Source organism: Ihubacter massiliensis (assembly GCF_024125305.1).
In the GTDB taxonomy this organism is placed as follows: Bacteria; Bacillota; Clostridia; order Peptostreptococcales; family Anaerovoracaceae; genus Hominibacterium; species Hominibacterium faecale.
The window spans coordinates 1,661,158-1,675,862 of the sequence record NZ_JAMXVH010000001.1; the positions used below are offsets into that span (position 1 = coordinate 1,661,158).

Sequence of the window (14,705 nt, forward strand, 5' to 3'; positions counted from 1 at the left end):
CCTTTCTAAAAATAATTTATCAGGCAAAAAATGCCTTATTTGTTTTAGTATAAAGGATTTTCTCAGGTCGAGTCAATAAAAAATATTTAACTAATCAAAATTAATTGAATTTTCTAACTTGTTTTCATCCTACAAACCGCTTGTATAAAGACTGGTTTACCTCCAGCTCTTTTTCATCGTCCAAAGGCTGCAGCCGTCCCTGGCCGTATTTACGCTCCAAAGCATTGGAAATCAGATAATCGCAGATATGGGGATTGTTGGGCAGCAGCGGCCCGTGAAGGTGGGTTCCGACCACGTTTTTATAAATCACCCCCTCCGTCTTATCCTCCCCATTATTTCCCTTTCCATAGAGCACCTTTCCCAAAGGCCGGTTATCTCCGATATAGGTCCGTCCTCTATGATTTTCAAACCCCACGATTGGCAGCTGAAATCTGGAATTTTCAAGAACAATATTACCGATAGCCCTCTGCTTATTTTCTTTTGTATATAAATCGAGTAAAGAAAGGCCTGCAGTTCTGCCTCCCTCCGTATCATAGTAGTGTCCCAGCATTTGATATCCTCCGCAAAGTGCAATTACGACTCCATAATCTTCAATATACGCTTGAAATTCATTACGGAAGTCGCGCAGGCGGCTGCATGCCTGGTACTGCTGCTGATCGGGACCTCCTCCTAAAAGCACCAAATCCAGGTCTGCAAAATCCAGTTTATCCATTAAAGAGCATTCCTTTATTTCTGCCTTGACACCTCTCCACAAGCAGCGTTTCATAAGGCACTGAATGTTGCCCCTGCCGCCGCAGAGATTCAAAAGATCAGGATACAGATGTCCGATTGTAAGATTCATCGCTCTTTCCCTCCATTCTCCGCAAAATTTTATGGGCTGCATATAGCCCCGTATAATTGACAAGTAGATATAGATTCCCAGCCCCGTCTTTCAGTTTTGAGCGGATGGCCGTTTCCAGGTCTGGTTCGATTTCGGAAGCCATTTCCGCATATTTCAGCCGCAGGCACATGTCCAGACAGCGGATGCCGCTGACTGTAACTGAAGCTGGGTTGGCTGCGCCCAATCTGCCGAAATCAACGTCCCAAATCCAGGAAACATCCGTCCCGTCCTGGCTATTATCATTGATCACAATGATCAAATCCTTGGGCAGAGGGTCGGTTAGCAGCGCGCGGATATTCTGGTCAAATCCCACCTGGTTTTTGGCCAGTTTGAGCATGACATTCGTACCTCCAATCTCAAACCGCTCATTACGGCCCAAGGGCGGCTTGTAGTGTTCCAGTACCTGATTGAAATTTTTCAGAGGCGCGCCGGCAAGATAGGCTGCGCTGTAGACCGCCAGCAGATTATAGACGCTGTAGAAATCTTCCCAGTCAGTCTCTACCCGATAATCGCGGATGGAAAAGGACATGCCCTCGGAAAAGCGGACTTGCGCTGCGTCGAAATCGAGAGCCGGCCTCCGAAAGTCGCATTTTGGACAATAATAATCGCCCAACTGACTGTAGTGGTAAAAACGATATTGCAGTTTTTCTCCGCAGCACTTGCAGAACTGGCCGGCGCGGATCTCCTTTGTGTCCTGGCATTCCCATACCTTTGCTCCAATCCCATAGGTAAACACCGGATTTTGGTTTTTACGGGCCAGGTAAGCGGACACAGGTTCGTCGCCATTGATTAAAAGCTTCATCTTTGGAGCCAGCTCAATTGCCCGGGAGAGCAGTTCCATAGCAGCGTCCATATCTCCGTAACGGTCCAGCTGATCTGGAAAAAGATTGGTCAGGATCATGCAGTCTGGTTTGAAATGGGGAATTACCTTGACGGCAGACGCTTCGTCAATTTCAATGCAGGCATAATCCGCGTCCAAATGGCCGCCGGCTCCAGCTCCCAGGACAAAGGCAGATGCCACCCCACTGAGCATATTGGAACCAGTCCGGTTGCAGATGACCTTACCCCCTTCTGCTTCCAGCACCGAAGCCAGCAGGGTATTGGTCGTTGATTTTCCGTTGGTGCCGCAGACCACGATGATACTATTTCGAACCTCTTTTGCCAATGCGGTTAAAATGCCCGGATCGATGAACAGGGCCGCTTTGCCTGCGAGGGTTTCTCCTTGTTTTCCGATTATGCGGCACGCCCATTTAATCAAGTGCGCGCTCCATACGGCGATCAATCTTCTTATGTGCATGATCAAATCTCCTTTTCTGGTGGGTTCTTTGCTATAGTGTTAATACACTTGTATTCATTTTATTGTCCTATTTCTGCAAATATTCTTCTAAACATACGCCTTGTTCATAAATTGCTTTGGCGGCCTTCTTTCCCACATAGCGATAATGCCAGGGTTCATAGCCGATGCCGGTAATGCTGCTTTTGTCCGACGGATAGCGGAGGATAAAACCGTATTTCCAGGAGTTTTTCATCAACCATTTCTGCAGGGCCGTATTTTCCTGGCTGTGATTCAAATTCTGATTGCTCAAGGAAACCAGGTCCACCGCAAGACCCAGCTGATGTTCACTGGTCCCGGGCACCGCAACCCACACTGCAGCTTCTTTTTCAGCTTCTTTTTTCGAAAGTCCCCGATTTTGGTATGCGGTTACCTGTTCATGAAACAATTGTTTTTGGAAGGCATTGGTTCGATAAGAGGAACAGATTAGAGGGTCCAGTCCTTGGTCTCTGGCATCATTGATCATTTTTTGCAAATTAGGATATGCCCGTCGGTCGATGGATTGTCCATGATCAAGCTGCACCAAATCCACCTTCCAGTCCTCAGGAATCGGTCTCTCAAAATTGACCAATGTGAGCAGCGGATCGCTCTTATCAGGCCCTTCTTGCTGCGCCTGCCTTTCAATCGTTTCTCCCTTGACGACTGATATGGAATCGGCCGCCTTCTCCTGCTGCTGGGCCTGAAGGAACAGGATGGCCATCATCAGCAGCGCGGCAGCGCCGATCAAAATTACTGCTTGTATTTGTTTTCCCATGTTTTGCTCTCCTCAATCTTTCTTCGTGGAAATACCGCCCCTGTCGAAAGGCGATATTTCCGCAGCAATTAAAAATCCCCTTTGCAACAGCTTACAAAGGGGATGCGTAAAAATCCGAGCAGACTTGTATCATACATGCATCATTTTATGAAGATTATCTTAATGCCAGCGTAATTCGATCATCTGTGGAAAAGGAATACAGGGTTTTAAACTGCTCCCTGCTGATGGACAGGTAATCAGAAAAAACTGCAGAAACGGTTTTTTTATCCATGGGCATCTGCGCAGCCTTCTCCAGCCCAACCTCATACTGATATATGGTGTAGGTGTCTGCGTCCGCCAGGATATCATAAACAGCATCCGAAACAAAAACGGTCAATATAAAGATGGACACCTCCCAGCCTTCATATGAGATAAAGGTAACCTTACTCATATTGCTGTTCTTTTGAAAGCCTTTGCGCAGATCGAAAACCGGAAATCCTCCCCGTTCCTGCAGCTTTTCCGCCTCCTGTAAAATCTGGTTTACAGGCTCATCTTTTAAAGACAAATTATTGGGATCTTTGTCAGTGCGATAGGTGCTGACTCTGGAGACATTGCCGCCCCGCACCAGATCAAGCCGCTCTGAAATGGAGATACCGGTTTTCTTGCGGTTATTTTGCGTATCCTGGGAGATGGCTTCTGTCTTTACCCCGCTGAGCAGGGCCTCATCCTGCACATTGGAAAGAACAATGGGAATGGCGATGGACATGGACAGCAGCAATCCGGCAATGAGACACGGCAAAACAGTTCTAAACCGATTCATCATCATCACCACCTTTCAGACGAATGGTCACCTTTGTTCCATGGTTCTGGCTGCTGGACAGCTCCAGCTCGCCCTGGTGGGCCTGGACAATCTGACGGCAGATCGCCAGCCCCAGGCCGGCTCCCCCGCCTGCTCTGGATCTGGCTTTGTCCACCATGTAAAAGGCTTCCGTAACCTTTGCCAGCTCATCCGGAGGGATGCCGCACCCATTGTCGGAGACAATGATTTCGTAGGAGTCTTCCCTGCCCATACCCGCAAGCCGGATCTTTCCGCCATGTTCCACGGCCTTATAGGCATTGTCCAACAAATTGATGCAGACCGTTTTCATCAGATCGGGAGCCAGAAAGAGAGTCGCCTCCTGGACAGAGAGCTGAAAATCGATCGCTTTCTTTTCCATAATGGGAATGACTGTATTGCGCACAGAATTGAAAAAGAGCCGGGCGGACACCGGCCCGCGCTGGATCTGCTGCTTTTTTAAAACCATCAGATCCATCAGCATGGTGGATAGCTTCTCCAGCCGCCTTCCCTCCTGAACGATCTGATTGGCACAGAGAATGGCCTGTTCTTCGGACAGCTTTCTCGATCGCAGCAAATCCCCATAGCCGATCATGGAGGTCAATGGGGTCTTTAGTTCGTGGTTAAAGCTGCTGATAAACAGCTCCTGCCTCTGAGCCGCATCCTTTAATTCCTCCACGTTTTCCGCCAGCTTGCCGGCCATACGGTTAAACTCCTGGGTCAGCCGGCCGATTTCGTCTTTGCTGTACACCGGCACCGGCGGTATGGGCCGGCCGCCGGACAGCTGCATGGCCGCTTTTGACAGTTTTTTTATGGGCCGCATCAGCCACGCGCTGACAGCCAGGGTGATGACGGCGCTGATGACAAACAGCAGCAGCAGCAGGGAAATATAGCTCCGATACTGGGCCTGCCGGTTGCTGAACAAAGGGGTAATCTCCCGATAGCTTTCAATATAAAAAGGCAGGTCCAGCATTTCCAGCGGACTTGCGCACAAAATATAGTAAACGCCATCATTTTCCGTAATTTTATAGCCTCTTTTTGTCCGGTCCAGGCTCTGTACCAGTGTATTGGAAGAATCCAGCAAGTCCCGGCCGGCATAGACGCTGCCTTTTGCATCTTTGATGGAATAGGGAATTACTTTCCCCGAACTCTCCACAATCGTAGCATCGGTGATCCGTTCGATCAGCTTGTAACTTTCGTCCTTGGTCTGCTCTCTTCGATAGATGGAATTAGGCTTTCCATCCAGACTCTGCTGCAGCGCATCGGAGAGGATTCCGTTTTCATGGTAAGCCATGGAAACCTCCCGATCCAGTGATGCGCGGAAACTCGATTGAATCATCCAATAGCCGCCGATACTAAAAAAGGTCATGGAAACGATCATCAAACTGAAAAACAATTTCCAAAAGAACTTCACTCATCCACCTCCAGCCGGTAACCGACTTTGTAAACAGGTACCAATTTATCTTCCAGCCCCAGCTTCTTGCGCATTCGCTGAATATGAAGGTCCACTGTGCGGCTGTCGCCAATGAGGGTATCGCCCCAGACCGCCTCATAAATGCGGTCCCGAAACAGGGCAATGTTTTTATTCTGCAGAAACAGCAGCAGCAAATCATACTCCTTTACTGTAAGCTTTACCGCCGCGCCGTCTTTTTTCACAATGCGCGAGCGGGTATCAACCGTAATATCATATATGGACAGCGTCTGCTGGGCTTTGTTGTAACGGCGGAGTACGGTTTCCACTCTCGCCAGAAGCTCCATGATCTCAAAGGGTTTGGTAATGTAGTCTTCCGCGCCCATTCGCAATCCCCTGACCTTATCGTCCACCGCACCTTTGGCCGTGAGAAAAATCACTGGCATTTCCAGCGGTTTGATATAGGCGAGTAATTCGTATCCATCGACCTTCGGCAGCATGATATCCAGGAGGACCAGGTCAAAAGCCCCTTTTTCCAAAAGATCTGCGGCAGCCTCCCCATCACCGGCGCAGGCGCAGTGGTACCCGGCGTTGGTCAGGCTCATGCGGATCAAATCGGAGATCGGTTTTTCATCTTCTACAATCAGTATTCGGTTCAAATCGTCCGCCTCCTTTCAACTATCAGATTACATCAATCTTGCATCATAGTTGTATCATCCTTCAAGATTGAAAGCTTTGTTTTAAAGGTGATGGCTCTTGTGGTGTCCATCTCGTCAAACTGGATCATGTATGCTTTTTTATCCAGGTCCGTTTCGACGATCGTCCCCTTGCCAAAGAAGCGGTGCTGTACCCGCTGGCCTGCCGAAAAGGCCGCGCATGTTTCTGCCTCATCCAGCTGCTGGTCAGACGACTGAATATAATCCCGGGCCGCTTTTATCAGTTCTTCTTTCCTGGGCGCGGTGTATTCCAGCAAATCCTGATCAATATTAAAAACAAATCTGGATGGGTAGCGGGGCGAACCGTCCAGGTTGCGGCCGTCTGCTCCTGTGAGATATAGCTTTTTTTCAGCCCGGGTCATGGCAACAAAGGCGAGACGGCGCTCCTCTTCCATGGCCGGCTGGGTTCTCACTCTGCGGGAAGGGAAAATCCCTTCGTTCATGCCGCATAAAAAAACGTAAGGAAACTCCAGGCCTTTGGCTGCATGGACGGTCATCAGTTTGACCTTATCCTGCTGCCGGTCCGCCGTATCGCTGTTGGAAAACAAGGCTGCATGGGCCAGATAATGCTCCAGCATGCTTTCTTCGCCGCAGTTGATTTCATACTCATGAAGGGACTGCTTGAGCTCTGCCAGGTTATCCAGCCGCTCCTGACTGCCCTCTGTGCGCAGCATTTTTTCATACCCGCTGTCATTGAGCAGAGATGATAACAGCTCGGAAATCCGCATCCGGCTGTAATCGGCCGAATACTTCTCCACAAGGGTGATGAATTGCTTCGCTTCCGTCCCTTTATAAATGGGATCGTCGATGGTGTCTTTCAATGCCTGATAGAGCGACCGCCCTGTGTTCTTTGCATGGTCTTTGATGAATTTCATGCGCCGCTCTCCCAGCTGTCTTTTGGGTACATTGGCAATCCGCAGGAATGACAGGTCATCCTGGTAAGCAATCATCCGCAGATAGGACAAGGCGTCTTTGATCTCTGCCCGGCCGAAGAAGGGAACGCCGCTGTATATGGTATAAGGGATCTCCGCCTTGAGCATGGCCTCTTCAATGGCCCTGGTAACATAGTGGGCCCGGTACAAAACCGTGATTTCCCTGTAGGCAGCGCCCCTATTCTTCAGGGCTTCAATCTGTCCGGCGATCCAGCCGGCCTCTTCATCCCCATCCGCTCCATAATGGCAGCAGACTTTTTCGCCTCCGCCAAGGGTTGGTATCAAATCTTTTTTAATACGGTTTTTATTTTTATCGATCAGCGAATTAGCCGCCGACAGAATCTGCGGCGTGGAGCGATAGTTTTCCATCATCATGATCGTCTTCACATTGGAAAACTTTTTGTCAAAGTCCAGCAGGTATCTCACATCGGCACCCCGCCAGGTGTAGATGGTCTGATCGGGATCACCGACAATGAACAAGTTTTTGTGATGGCCGCACAGAACTTCCATCAGCTGATACTGGGGCGGATCAATATCCTGAAACTCATCGATCATGATGTATTCCAGGCGTTTTTGCCATTTCAGCCGGATCGCTTCATGCTGCTCAAAGATATAGAGGCAGAATTTGATCAGATCGTTGTAATCCAGCCCAAAGCACTTCTTTTCCTGATAAAGATAGCCATAAAAGATCATGTCCTTGGGCGAAAGGGCCTCCTCGTACTTTTGACGCAAAACGTCCAGGGACATGGTGATCATATCCAGGTAATAGTCCGGGCGCTCCTTCAGCTTTATGATCTCGATCAGATCGCGGGCCTTGGAAAAGGTCATGTCCCGCAAGGTGAGCCCTTTTTCTTCATAGATGATTTTGAGCATGGCGTCAATATCGGAATTATCCAGTACCAGAAAGCTCTTGGGATACTGGACCGCGTGGCTGTCCTCCTGGAGGATGGAAACGCAGAACCCGTGAAAGGTATTGATATAGCCGGTGTCCTTATCTCCCGTCAGATTATGTATCCGCTGCCGCATTTCGTTGGCCGATTTATTGGTAAAGGTAACGCATAAAATATTCCCCGGCAGAATGCCGATCTCGTTAACCAGGAACGCAAAGCGTCTGGATAAGGCCCTCGTTTTTCCCGAACCCGCGCCGGCAACGACGCGGATCATGCCTTCGGTACTTGTAACCGCCTCATATTGGGCATTATTTAATCCTTCCAACAGGTCTTCCACTCATAACTCCTTTCCACTCTCCGCACAAACATATGTACTTTATTATAGCACATACGTTTGCTTTATTCCCCCTCTTCCCGCAATCTTTCCAAAATACTCTCTTTTTCCGACACTCGGTAGATCCATGGAGGAACGATCATGCAGATCAACAGGATCACAAGGAACAACCCGGCATTTGCCAGTATGGGCATGGAAAAGCTCATGTTGTAAAGGTTCATGCTTTGGAATACCATGTAGCTGACAGGAACGCCCAGAATCAATGCCCCGATGATGGAAATCACCCCATACCCCAATCCCTCCGCCGACAGGGTCTTTTTAATTTGTTTTGAAGTCATTCCGATGCTTTCCAAAGCAGCCAGCTCTTGTCTGCGGTTTTGTACGCCGGCCGCCATCATGTTCACAAAGTTCAAAACCGCAAGCAGGGCTAAAATCAAGCCGATGCCTGTTCCAAGGACCTTGATCTGCTTTTCCGTATCCAGCATTTGGTCATATCGATCCAATTTTGATTCATAGGAAAGGGAGTCGCTGTTTTGAAAAATTTCTTTAATGCTCCGCTCCGTGGTTTTGTCATAGGACTGGCTGTAATCCACATCGATCAGCTCCACAATGGGTTTTTTAGAAATGGTTTTCAGGAACTTCTCGCTGACGATCAGTTCTGGTGTGTAGCCGCCTGCAAAATAGGCCGGGTTCTCGCCGACCCCTGCGATCTGAATGGTATGCGCCTCTTTTCCATTTTCCAAGGAAAAGGTCATCTTCTTTCCCACGGCGTCCTTTGGATTTATGCCGATAAACGGACACAGCACCCCAATCTTTCCTGCTTCAAACTGTTCACGATCCAATGTGTTTTTGGTACTTTTATTTAATGCATCAAAACCAGCTTCATCTATGGCGACAATGCGGGTTTTGAACAAGTTCATCTGCAAGGCTTGGCCCTGCTTATACCCAGAGATATCCTCCTTATAATTGCCCGGGGAATATCTGGACTGATACAAGTCCTTATAAAACTCACCCAACACCTCTTCTTGATATGGGATCGATATCGTATCCGAATAGACCTTGCGAACCTGGCTGACCCCCTCTACCCCGCTTACTTCATCGATCTTATCCTGGGTCAGAATGGGCTGCCGTTCTTCCAGGGCGGCTTCATTTAAAATCTTCAGATCATAGGACATAATCTCGTCTAAGATTCTTTTTGCGTTATTTTCCTGTATGACCACAAGAATGGTCAGGAAGATCACCAAAGAAATCACAAAGGAAGCGAGAATAATCACGGCCTGCTTTTTATCCCGGAACATATTTCTCCATGCCATCACCCGTAATCCATTGACGCTTTTGCGAGCCTTTCCCTTTGCAGGCATGCCTACATAACGGGTTGCCTCGATGGGCGAACAATCTCCTGCGATCAAAGCCGGTTTTCTGCATCCGGCAAAAACGGTAAGCAGAGAGAACAGAGCCGCGATGACAAAGAGCAGAGGCTGCACTTCAAATTCCGCGATGGAGGACAGTTCGGGGCTTACCATGGCAAGCACGGCGGGAATGACTTTTACCGATGTGAGCAGTCCGGCCAGCAAGCCGATGGGGATTCCAAAGCCGGAATTCCAGACGGCCTGCAGATAAATGATTTTTTTCAGCTGAACCGACGTCATGCCCACGGTTTTCAGCTGGCCGTAATAGCGGATGTCTTTGGCTACACAGATATACAACGTATTATAAATAAACAGATAACCGCTTGCAAAGATCATCAGCAGAAGCAGCAGAAGAACTGCCATTGTCTTGATAAAGTCAGTCAGCATCCGATCATCGGCGATCAGCATCTGTTTGTTTTCCAGCTCCAGCGCTTCCTGCATGTTTAGAATTGTCTTTTGGCTGTACAGAGAGTTGTTCAAGGTGATTTTCAACGATCCTTGTGTGAAATCCGTCTGTTTGGCGCCGGTATCTTGATAAAACTCCTGAGAAACGAATCCTCTGGCCCGTCCTGTGTAATCTTTAAAAAATCCGCACAGCCGGAATTCATAGGAAAGGGGATCAATCAAATTTTTTCTTTCATTTAATGGATAGTAAGTGACCGGAATTTTCATCCCCGGCTGGGGATCGGTTATGCCCATATCCTTCAGGGCTGACTCAGAAAGAAGGAGGTCCCGTTTCTTTTGGGGATAGGCCCCTTCAATCGATGCGAAGGCCGGCAGGCATTGGTCCCTCCAGCAGGTTTGGTCTGCCCAGAACAGTTGTGTTTTCGCCACCTTTTTTTCATAAGCGCTTTCAATAATCGCGCATTTCACATTGACTCCCGCATATTTGACCTGTTCCATATTGCCAGCGGCCTCCACCTGTTTTTCTGTGGGCTCTGTCAATTCAATGTCATAATCCATCCCTTCCATTTTCACAGAACGGTCTGACAGCATATTCCAGTATCCGATGCCGATGCCCAATATGGATATAATCAGGAATGTGGTCAAGACAATGGCGATTATGGTGAGTATATTTCTTTTTTTGTTGGCCTTATAGGTTGTTTTTGCAATTTGGAAAATGACCTTCTGATTATCTACCTTTACCATGAGGACTCACCTCCGACGATTCGGCCGTCCTCAATGCGGATGATCCTTCCCGCCATTTGCGCGATTTCCGGGTCATGGGTAATCATGATCACCGTCTGATGGTATTTTTCGCTGGTCACTTTAATCAGACCTAAAACATCCAGACTGGTCCTGCTGTCCAGATTTCCGGTCGGTTCATCTGCCAGAATGATTGCCGGTTTGGCCGCCAGAGCTCTGGCCAGCGCTACCCGCTGCTGCTGCCCTCCCGATAATTGGCCGGGCATGGCATATTTCTTTTCTGACAGCCCCAGCAGATTGATGATACTTTCCACGTACTGTTTATCGGGCGCCAGTCCATCCAGCTGGATGGGCAGCACAATGTTTTCGTAGACATTCATCAGGGGCAGCAGATTATAGTTCTGAAAGACAAAGCCGATTTTCCTGCGCCGGAAAATGGTCCGTTCATCCTTCCCCATTTTTTCCAAATGCTTGCCGTCTACTGTGACGGTCCCGCCGGTGGGGTCATCCAGGCCTCCCAGCATATGGAGCAGCGTGGATTTGCCGCTGCCGGAGCTGCCGACTACAGCTACAAATTCACCCTTGGAGACAGTGAGAGAAACTCCGTCCAGGGCTTTGACCGTAGCTTCTCCAAGGGAATAGTATTTCTTCAGGTCTATTGTTTTTAATATTTCCATTCCAAATCTTCCTTTCGTCTTTTGGCCTTACTTTACCAAAAGATTCTGTCTCAAATCTGTCCCAAATCTGACAGCTTTGACAGATTTAGAAATTGGGAGGACTGCATCTATGTTTTGTGATAAGGAAGGAAGATGTAAAAGGTAGTCCCTTCCCCGAGAGCCGACTGGACCTTCATGTAGCCGTTCTGTTTTTCCACGATTTCCCGCGCAAGATAAAGGCCGATTCCCAGTCCCTGTTCTTTTGCCACCCGGGGCGAACGATAAAAGCGTTGAAAGATGGCTCCCTGTTCCTTTTCTTCGATGCCGATCCCCTGATCGGCCACCTTGATGCAAAAAAAGCTGTCATAAAACTCTGTCGCTACTTTTATGACAGACCCTTCCGGCGAGTATTTCACACCGTTATCCAGCACATTGACCAGCGCCTCTCTGGTCCATTTCAAATCAAACCAGCCATACTTCCCACATTCTTCGATTTCCAAAACAATATGCTTTTTTAAAGCTGATAGTTCAATGGATTGGCATGCCTGTCCAATCAGCTGGTCGATGGAGTTTCTTTCTACTTCCGCTGAAATCATCTCCGTCTCAAGATAGGATGATCGTACCAGCTCTTTCATGAAAAAATTCAGCTTTTCAGATTGCTGTTGGATCTGTTCTGCCATTTTTTTATTGTCATCGGTACCACAGTTTTCTTTCAGGATCCCCGCATAAAGCATGATGTTGGTAAGAGGCGTCCTCACTTGATGGGAAATATCCGATAGCAGCCCTTTCACCAGGTTTTTGTCCCGCTGGGCATCTTCACAGTTCATTTTTGTGATCACGATCAGTTGATTGAGTTTCTCTGTGATCGCTGAGTCCAGCGATTCATCGCAGGCAGCCTCCTGCTCTGTGCCTGAAATGGCCAGATCCAATCTCCGAAGAATTTGATGCAGCGCTTTTTTCCATTGGTTCCGATCCCTCCATAGGAAAAGCACAAGGATAACCAGAATCCCAATCACCAATAGTAAGACAGCCGGCAGGGCGCTCATGACGGATTCTCCCATAGGTACCCTTTTCCATAGATGGTTTTGATGTGGATTGGTTTTGAGGATTGTTCCTCCAGCTTGTCCCGCAGCCTGCCGATCCCTACGGACAATGCGTTGTCTTCCACATATTCCGTTCCTTCCGGCCATACCCATTCCAGCAGCCGTTCTCTCGTAATAATATGTCCTTCGTTAAAAACCAGCAAATACAAAATCCGCTGCTCCGTTCTGCTCAGCTCCACTCGCGCTCCGTCTTTATAAAAATCCATGGTTGAAAAGATAAAGCGGAAGGCTCCCTTCCGATATTCGCTTTCCTGCTCATCGACGGTCCGCCGCAGCAGCGCCCGGATCCTGGCTCTTAAAATCATGGTGCTGAACGGCTTTGTGATGTAGTCGTCGGCGCCGGACTCCAGTCCTCTGACAATATCCAGCTCCATGTCCCTTGCTGTCAGCAGAAGAATGGGCACTTTGCTGGTTCTCCGAATTTCCTGGCACAATTGAAAACCGCTCCCGTCGGGCAGGTTCACGTCCAGGATCAGCAGATCGAAGGCGCGTTCTTTTAAATTTTCTTTCGCTTCCTCCACACTCTTGCAGCAAGTAAATTTCAGGTCATCGCCCTTCAGCGATATTTGAATTCCCGCCGCCAAATCCGTATCGTCTTCTAAGATCATGATATGCTTCATCATCGTCTCCTATTTTTTGTCGATCCTATAATTTTCTAGTTCAATTATAGCGGAGTTTTTTTAGAAAGACAACGCGCCAATGGAAACCGGCCTGGCGAGCCTTGGACCGCCCTCCTTGCGACAGCTCCAAATTTAAAAAACGCGTGCATGACGGAATCAAAGATTCCTATGCACACATGTCGCTGACAAGCAGCGACGCTTCGCAAGGTACGTTCTTTGATATTTCCTGCATAATAAAAAAAGCAACCAGCTTCGGCGGCTTTGCCTTACTGCTTGCTTAAAAGTGGGTACTTTTAAACTTTGTATTCTTCCTCCTCATGGAGGAAGCTTGCTCTGCCTGAATGATGCCGGTCCCACCCGGCGGCAGATTTGGTCAGCCTTCTAGCCAGGCTTCGACCGTTTCCAGAGATAGCTTTGTCATCCTGGCAATTTGCTGTCTTTCCATGCCGCTGGCAGCCAGATTCCGTACCAGCTCTTTCTGTCCTTCTTCCTTTCCTTGTGAGATCCCTTGCGAAATCCCTTGTGAACGCCCCTGGGCGATTCCTTCCTTCTGTCCATCCTCAAACGCCTGAGCCAGGCCTTTCTTAAACTGTACTTCACGGCAGTGCTGCTGTAAGCGGAATTTGTCTCTCGCAATCGCCTGCTCACGGACGATTTCGTCAGCCGTAGCCTTTCGCAATAGTTTTTCCGTCATGGCAATCTCCTTTCCTCCCTGACTTCGCAGATCCTCCAGATACTCCCGGCAAGACGCGTCTCCCGCGCAGCGCAGGTATTCCAGATAACGCTCCAGCTTCGTCAGCTCGCCCGCCGTTTTCTTCCGGCCGGGGTTGACTTTGGGCAGCTCCAGATAATGCAGTTCCACCAGCTCCGTCAACACAAAGTTTTCCCGCTCTTCTTTGAAAAGAAACTTGCTGGCATACTGGTCCGTCTGCGGAAACAGGCAAAAATCCACGATAAAGATACTGATGGTTTTCTTTATCTTAACATACTCTTCGCCCGATTCCAATGCCTGGGTGATCATTCCGCCATGATAATAAACGTTGCGGTGAATGAAGTCCGCATCGTAGAGAAGATGAATTTCCAGATCCAGAACTTCACCCTGCTCCGTTTCCGCTTTAATGTCCAGGATGGATTCTTTTTGCGTCTCGTTTTCCCGAACATTGAAGGGATTCTTGTAGATGATTCCCGTAATGGGATTGTCTTTCCGGTCCAGGATGAGATTGAGCACGGCGATCAGCGCCTGTTTGCATTCCTCATCTTCCCGGCCATAGACGGCTTTGAACAAAAGATCGTTTTTTAAATTGAGTGCGATATGTAAGCCCCCTTTCTTAATTGGTATATTTTTACTTTAACATATTTTACATATTTTGTCAATTCACAAATGTAATATATTTCCACTTTTTGCAAACAAAAAGCGGATAACCTCCTGGCTGGGAAAGGAAGGGCTTATTGAAAAGGCGCCGGATACCAGAAAACTGCTTCAAACCGGCAAAGCATCACATCGCGAAAAATCCATGAGACGCCGGATTGCGGGCAACCGCTTCAAGTCCACAAGGGACCAAATTGCGGAAAGCTTTTGGAAAAAACGGCATCATTTTCGCAAAGTTGTAGGTCTGCAGGGTCTGTTTCTGGCAGAAAGCGGCAGTGCAGATCTTTCAAAACGATCATTGCCCATATTTCCTGCGCACCATCAAAAAGGCCCCATAG

Annotated in this window: 12 protein-coding genes; all 12 read right to left on the bottom strand. The window is 48.5% G+C overall.

Translation table 11 applies throughout. The annotated features are described in order from the left end of the window. Positions 1 to 124 precede the first annotated feature (124 nt). The 12 genes from NIA71_RS07605 to NIA71_RS07660 all read right to left on the bottom strand — a co-directional run bounded on the left by NIA71_RS07605 (position 125) and on the right by NIA71_RS07660 (position 14,283). The gene (locus NIA71_RS07605) at positions 125 to 841 is read right to left on the bottom strand and encodes a type 1 glutamine amidotransferase (RefSeq protein ID WP_253020090.1); all 717 of its coding nucleotides are present in this window, start codon (positions 839 to 841) and stop codon (positions 125 to 127) included. Continuing rightward, positions 810 to 2,177, bottom strand: coding sequence for a MurT ligase domain-containing protein (locus NIA71_RS07610; RefSeq protein WP_253020091.1), 1,368 nt, complete (start codon positions 2,175 to 2,177; stop codon positions 810 to 812). Before NIA71_RS07610 ends, NIA71_RS07605 begins: the two co-directional genes overlap by 32 nt. A 67-nt stretch (positions 2,178 to 2,244) precedes the next feature. After that, a complete protein-coding gene (locus tag NIA71_RS07615) occupies positions 2,245 to 2,967 on the bottom strand; it encodes a M15 family metallopeptidase (RefSeq protein ID WP_253020092.1) in 723 nt (240 codons plus the stop codon). 154 nt (positions 2,968 to 3,121) lie between these two features. After that, a complete protein-coding gene (locus NIA71_RS07620; protein WP_148397259.1) occupies positions 3,122 to 3,766 on the bottom strand; it encodes a hypothetical protein in 645 nt (214 codons plus the stop codon). After that, on the bottom strand, positions 3,753 to 5,195 hold the full coding sequence (locus NIA71_RS07625; RefSeq protein ID WP_148397258.1) for a sensor histidine kinase: 1,443 nt from the start codon (positions 5,193 to 5,195) through the stop codon (positions 3,753 to 3,755). The genes NIA71_RS07620 and NIA71_RS07625 overlap by 14 nt, the downstream gene beginning before the upstream one ends. Next, positions 5,192 to 5,851: a response regulator transcription factor gene (locus NIA71_RS07630; RefSeq protein ID WP_148397257.1), complete on the bottom strand. Its 660-nt coding sequence runs from the start codon at positions 5,849 to 5,851 to the stop codon at positions 5,192 to 5,194. The genes NIA71_RS07625 and NIA71_RS07630 overlap by 4 nt, the downstream gene beginning before the upstream one ends. 32 nt (positions 5,852 to 5,883) lie before the next feature. Then, complete coding sequence (locus tag NIA71_RS07635) at positions 5,884 to 8,067, bottom strand: ATP-dependent helicase (protein ID WP_148397256.1); 2,184 nt, start codon at positions 8,065 to 8,067, stop codon at positions 5,884 to 5,886. 62 nt (positions 8,068 to 8,129) lie between these two features. Then, positions 8,130 to 10,622, bottom strand: coding sequence for an ABC transporter permease (locus tag NIA71_RS07640; protein ID WP_253020093.1), 2,493 nt, complete (start codon positions 10,620 to 10,622; stop codon positions 8,130 to 8,132). Then, complete coding sequence (locus tag NIA71_RS07645) at positions 10,616 to 11,296, bottom strand: ABC transporter ATP-binding protein (RefSeq protein ID WP_148397254.1); 681 nt, start codon at positions 11,294 to 11,296, stop codon at positions 10,616 to 10,618. The genes NIA71_RS07640 and NIA71_RS07645 overlap by 7 nt, the downstream gene beginning before the upstream one ends. Positions 11,297 to 11,403: 107 nt before the next feature. Next, positions 11,404 to 12,321, bottom strand: a complete 918-nt coding sequence (locus tag NIA71_RS07650) for a sensor histidine kinase (RefSeq protein WP_253020094.1) — start codon at positions 12,319 to 12,321, stop codon at positions 11,404 to 11,406. Further along, positions 12,318 to 13,001, bottom strand: coding sequence for a response regulator transcription factor (locus NIA71_RS07655; RefSeq protein WP_336246094.1), 684 nt, complete (start codon positions 12,999 to 13,001; stop codon positions 12,318 to 12,320). The genes NIA71_RS07650 and NIA71_RS07655 overlap by 4 nt, the downstream gene beginning before the upstream one ends. Before the next feature lie 370 nt (positions 13,002 to 13,371). Continuing rightward, on the bottom strand, positions 13,372 to 14,283 hold the full coding sequence (locus tag NIA71_RS07660; RefSeq protein ID WP_253020095.1) for an Rpn family recombination-promoting nuclease/putative transposase: 912 nt from the start codon (positions 14,281 to 14,283) through the stop codon (positions 13,372 to 13,374). Positions 14,284 to 14,705 lie beyond the last annotated feature (422 nt).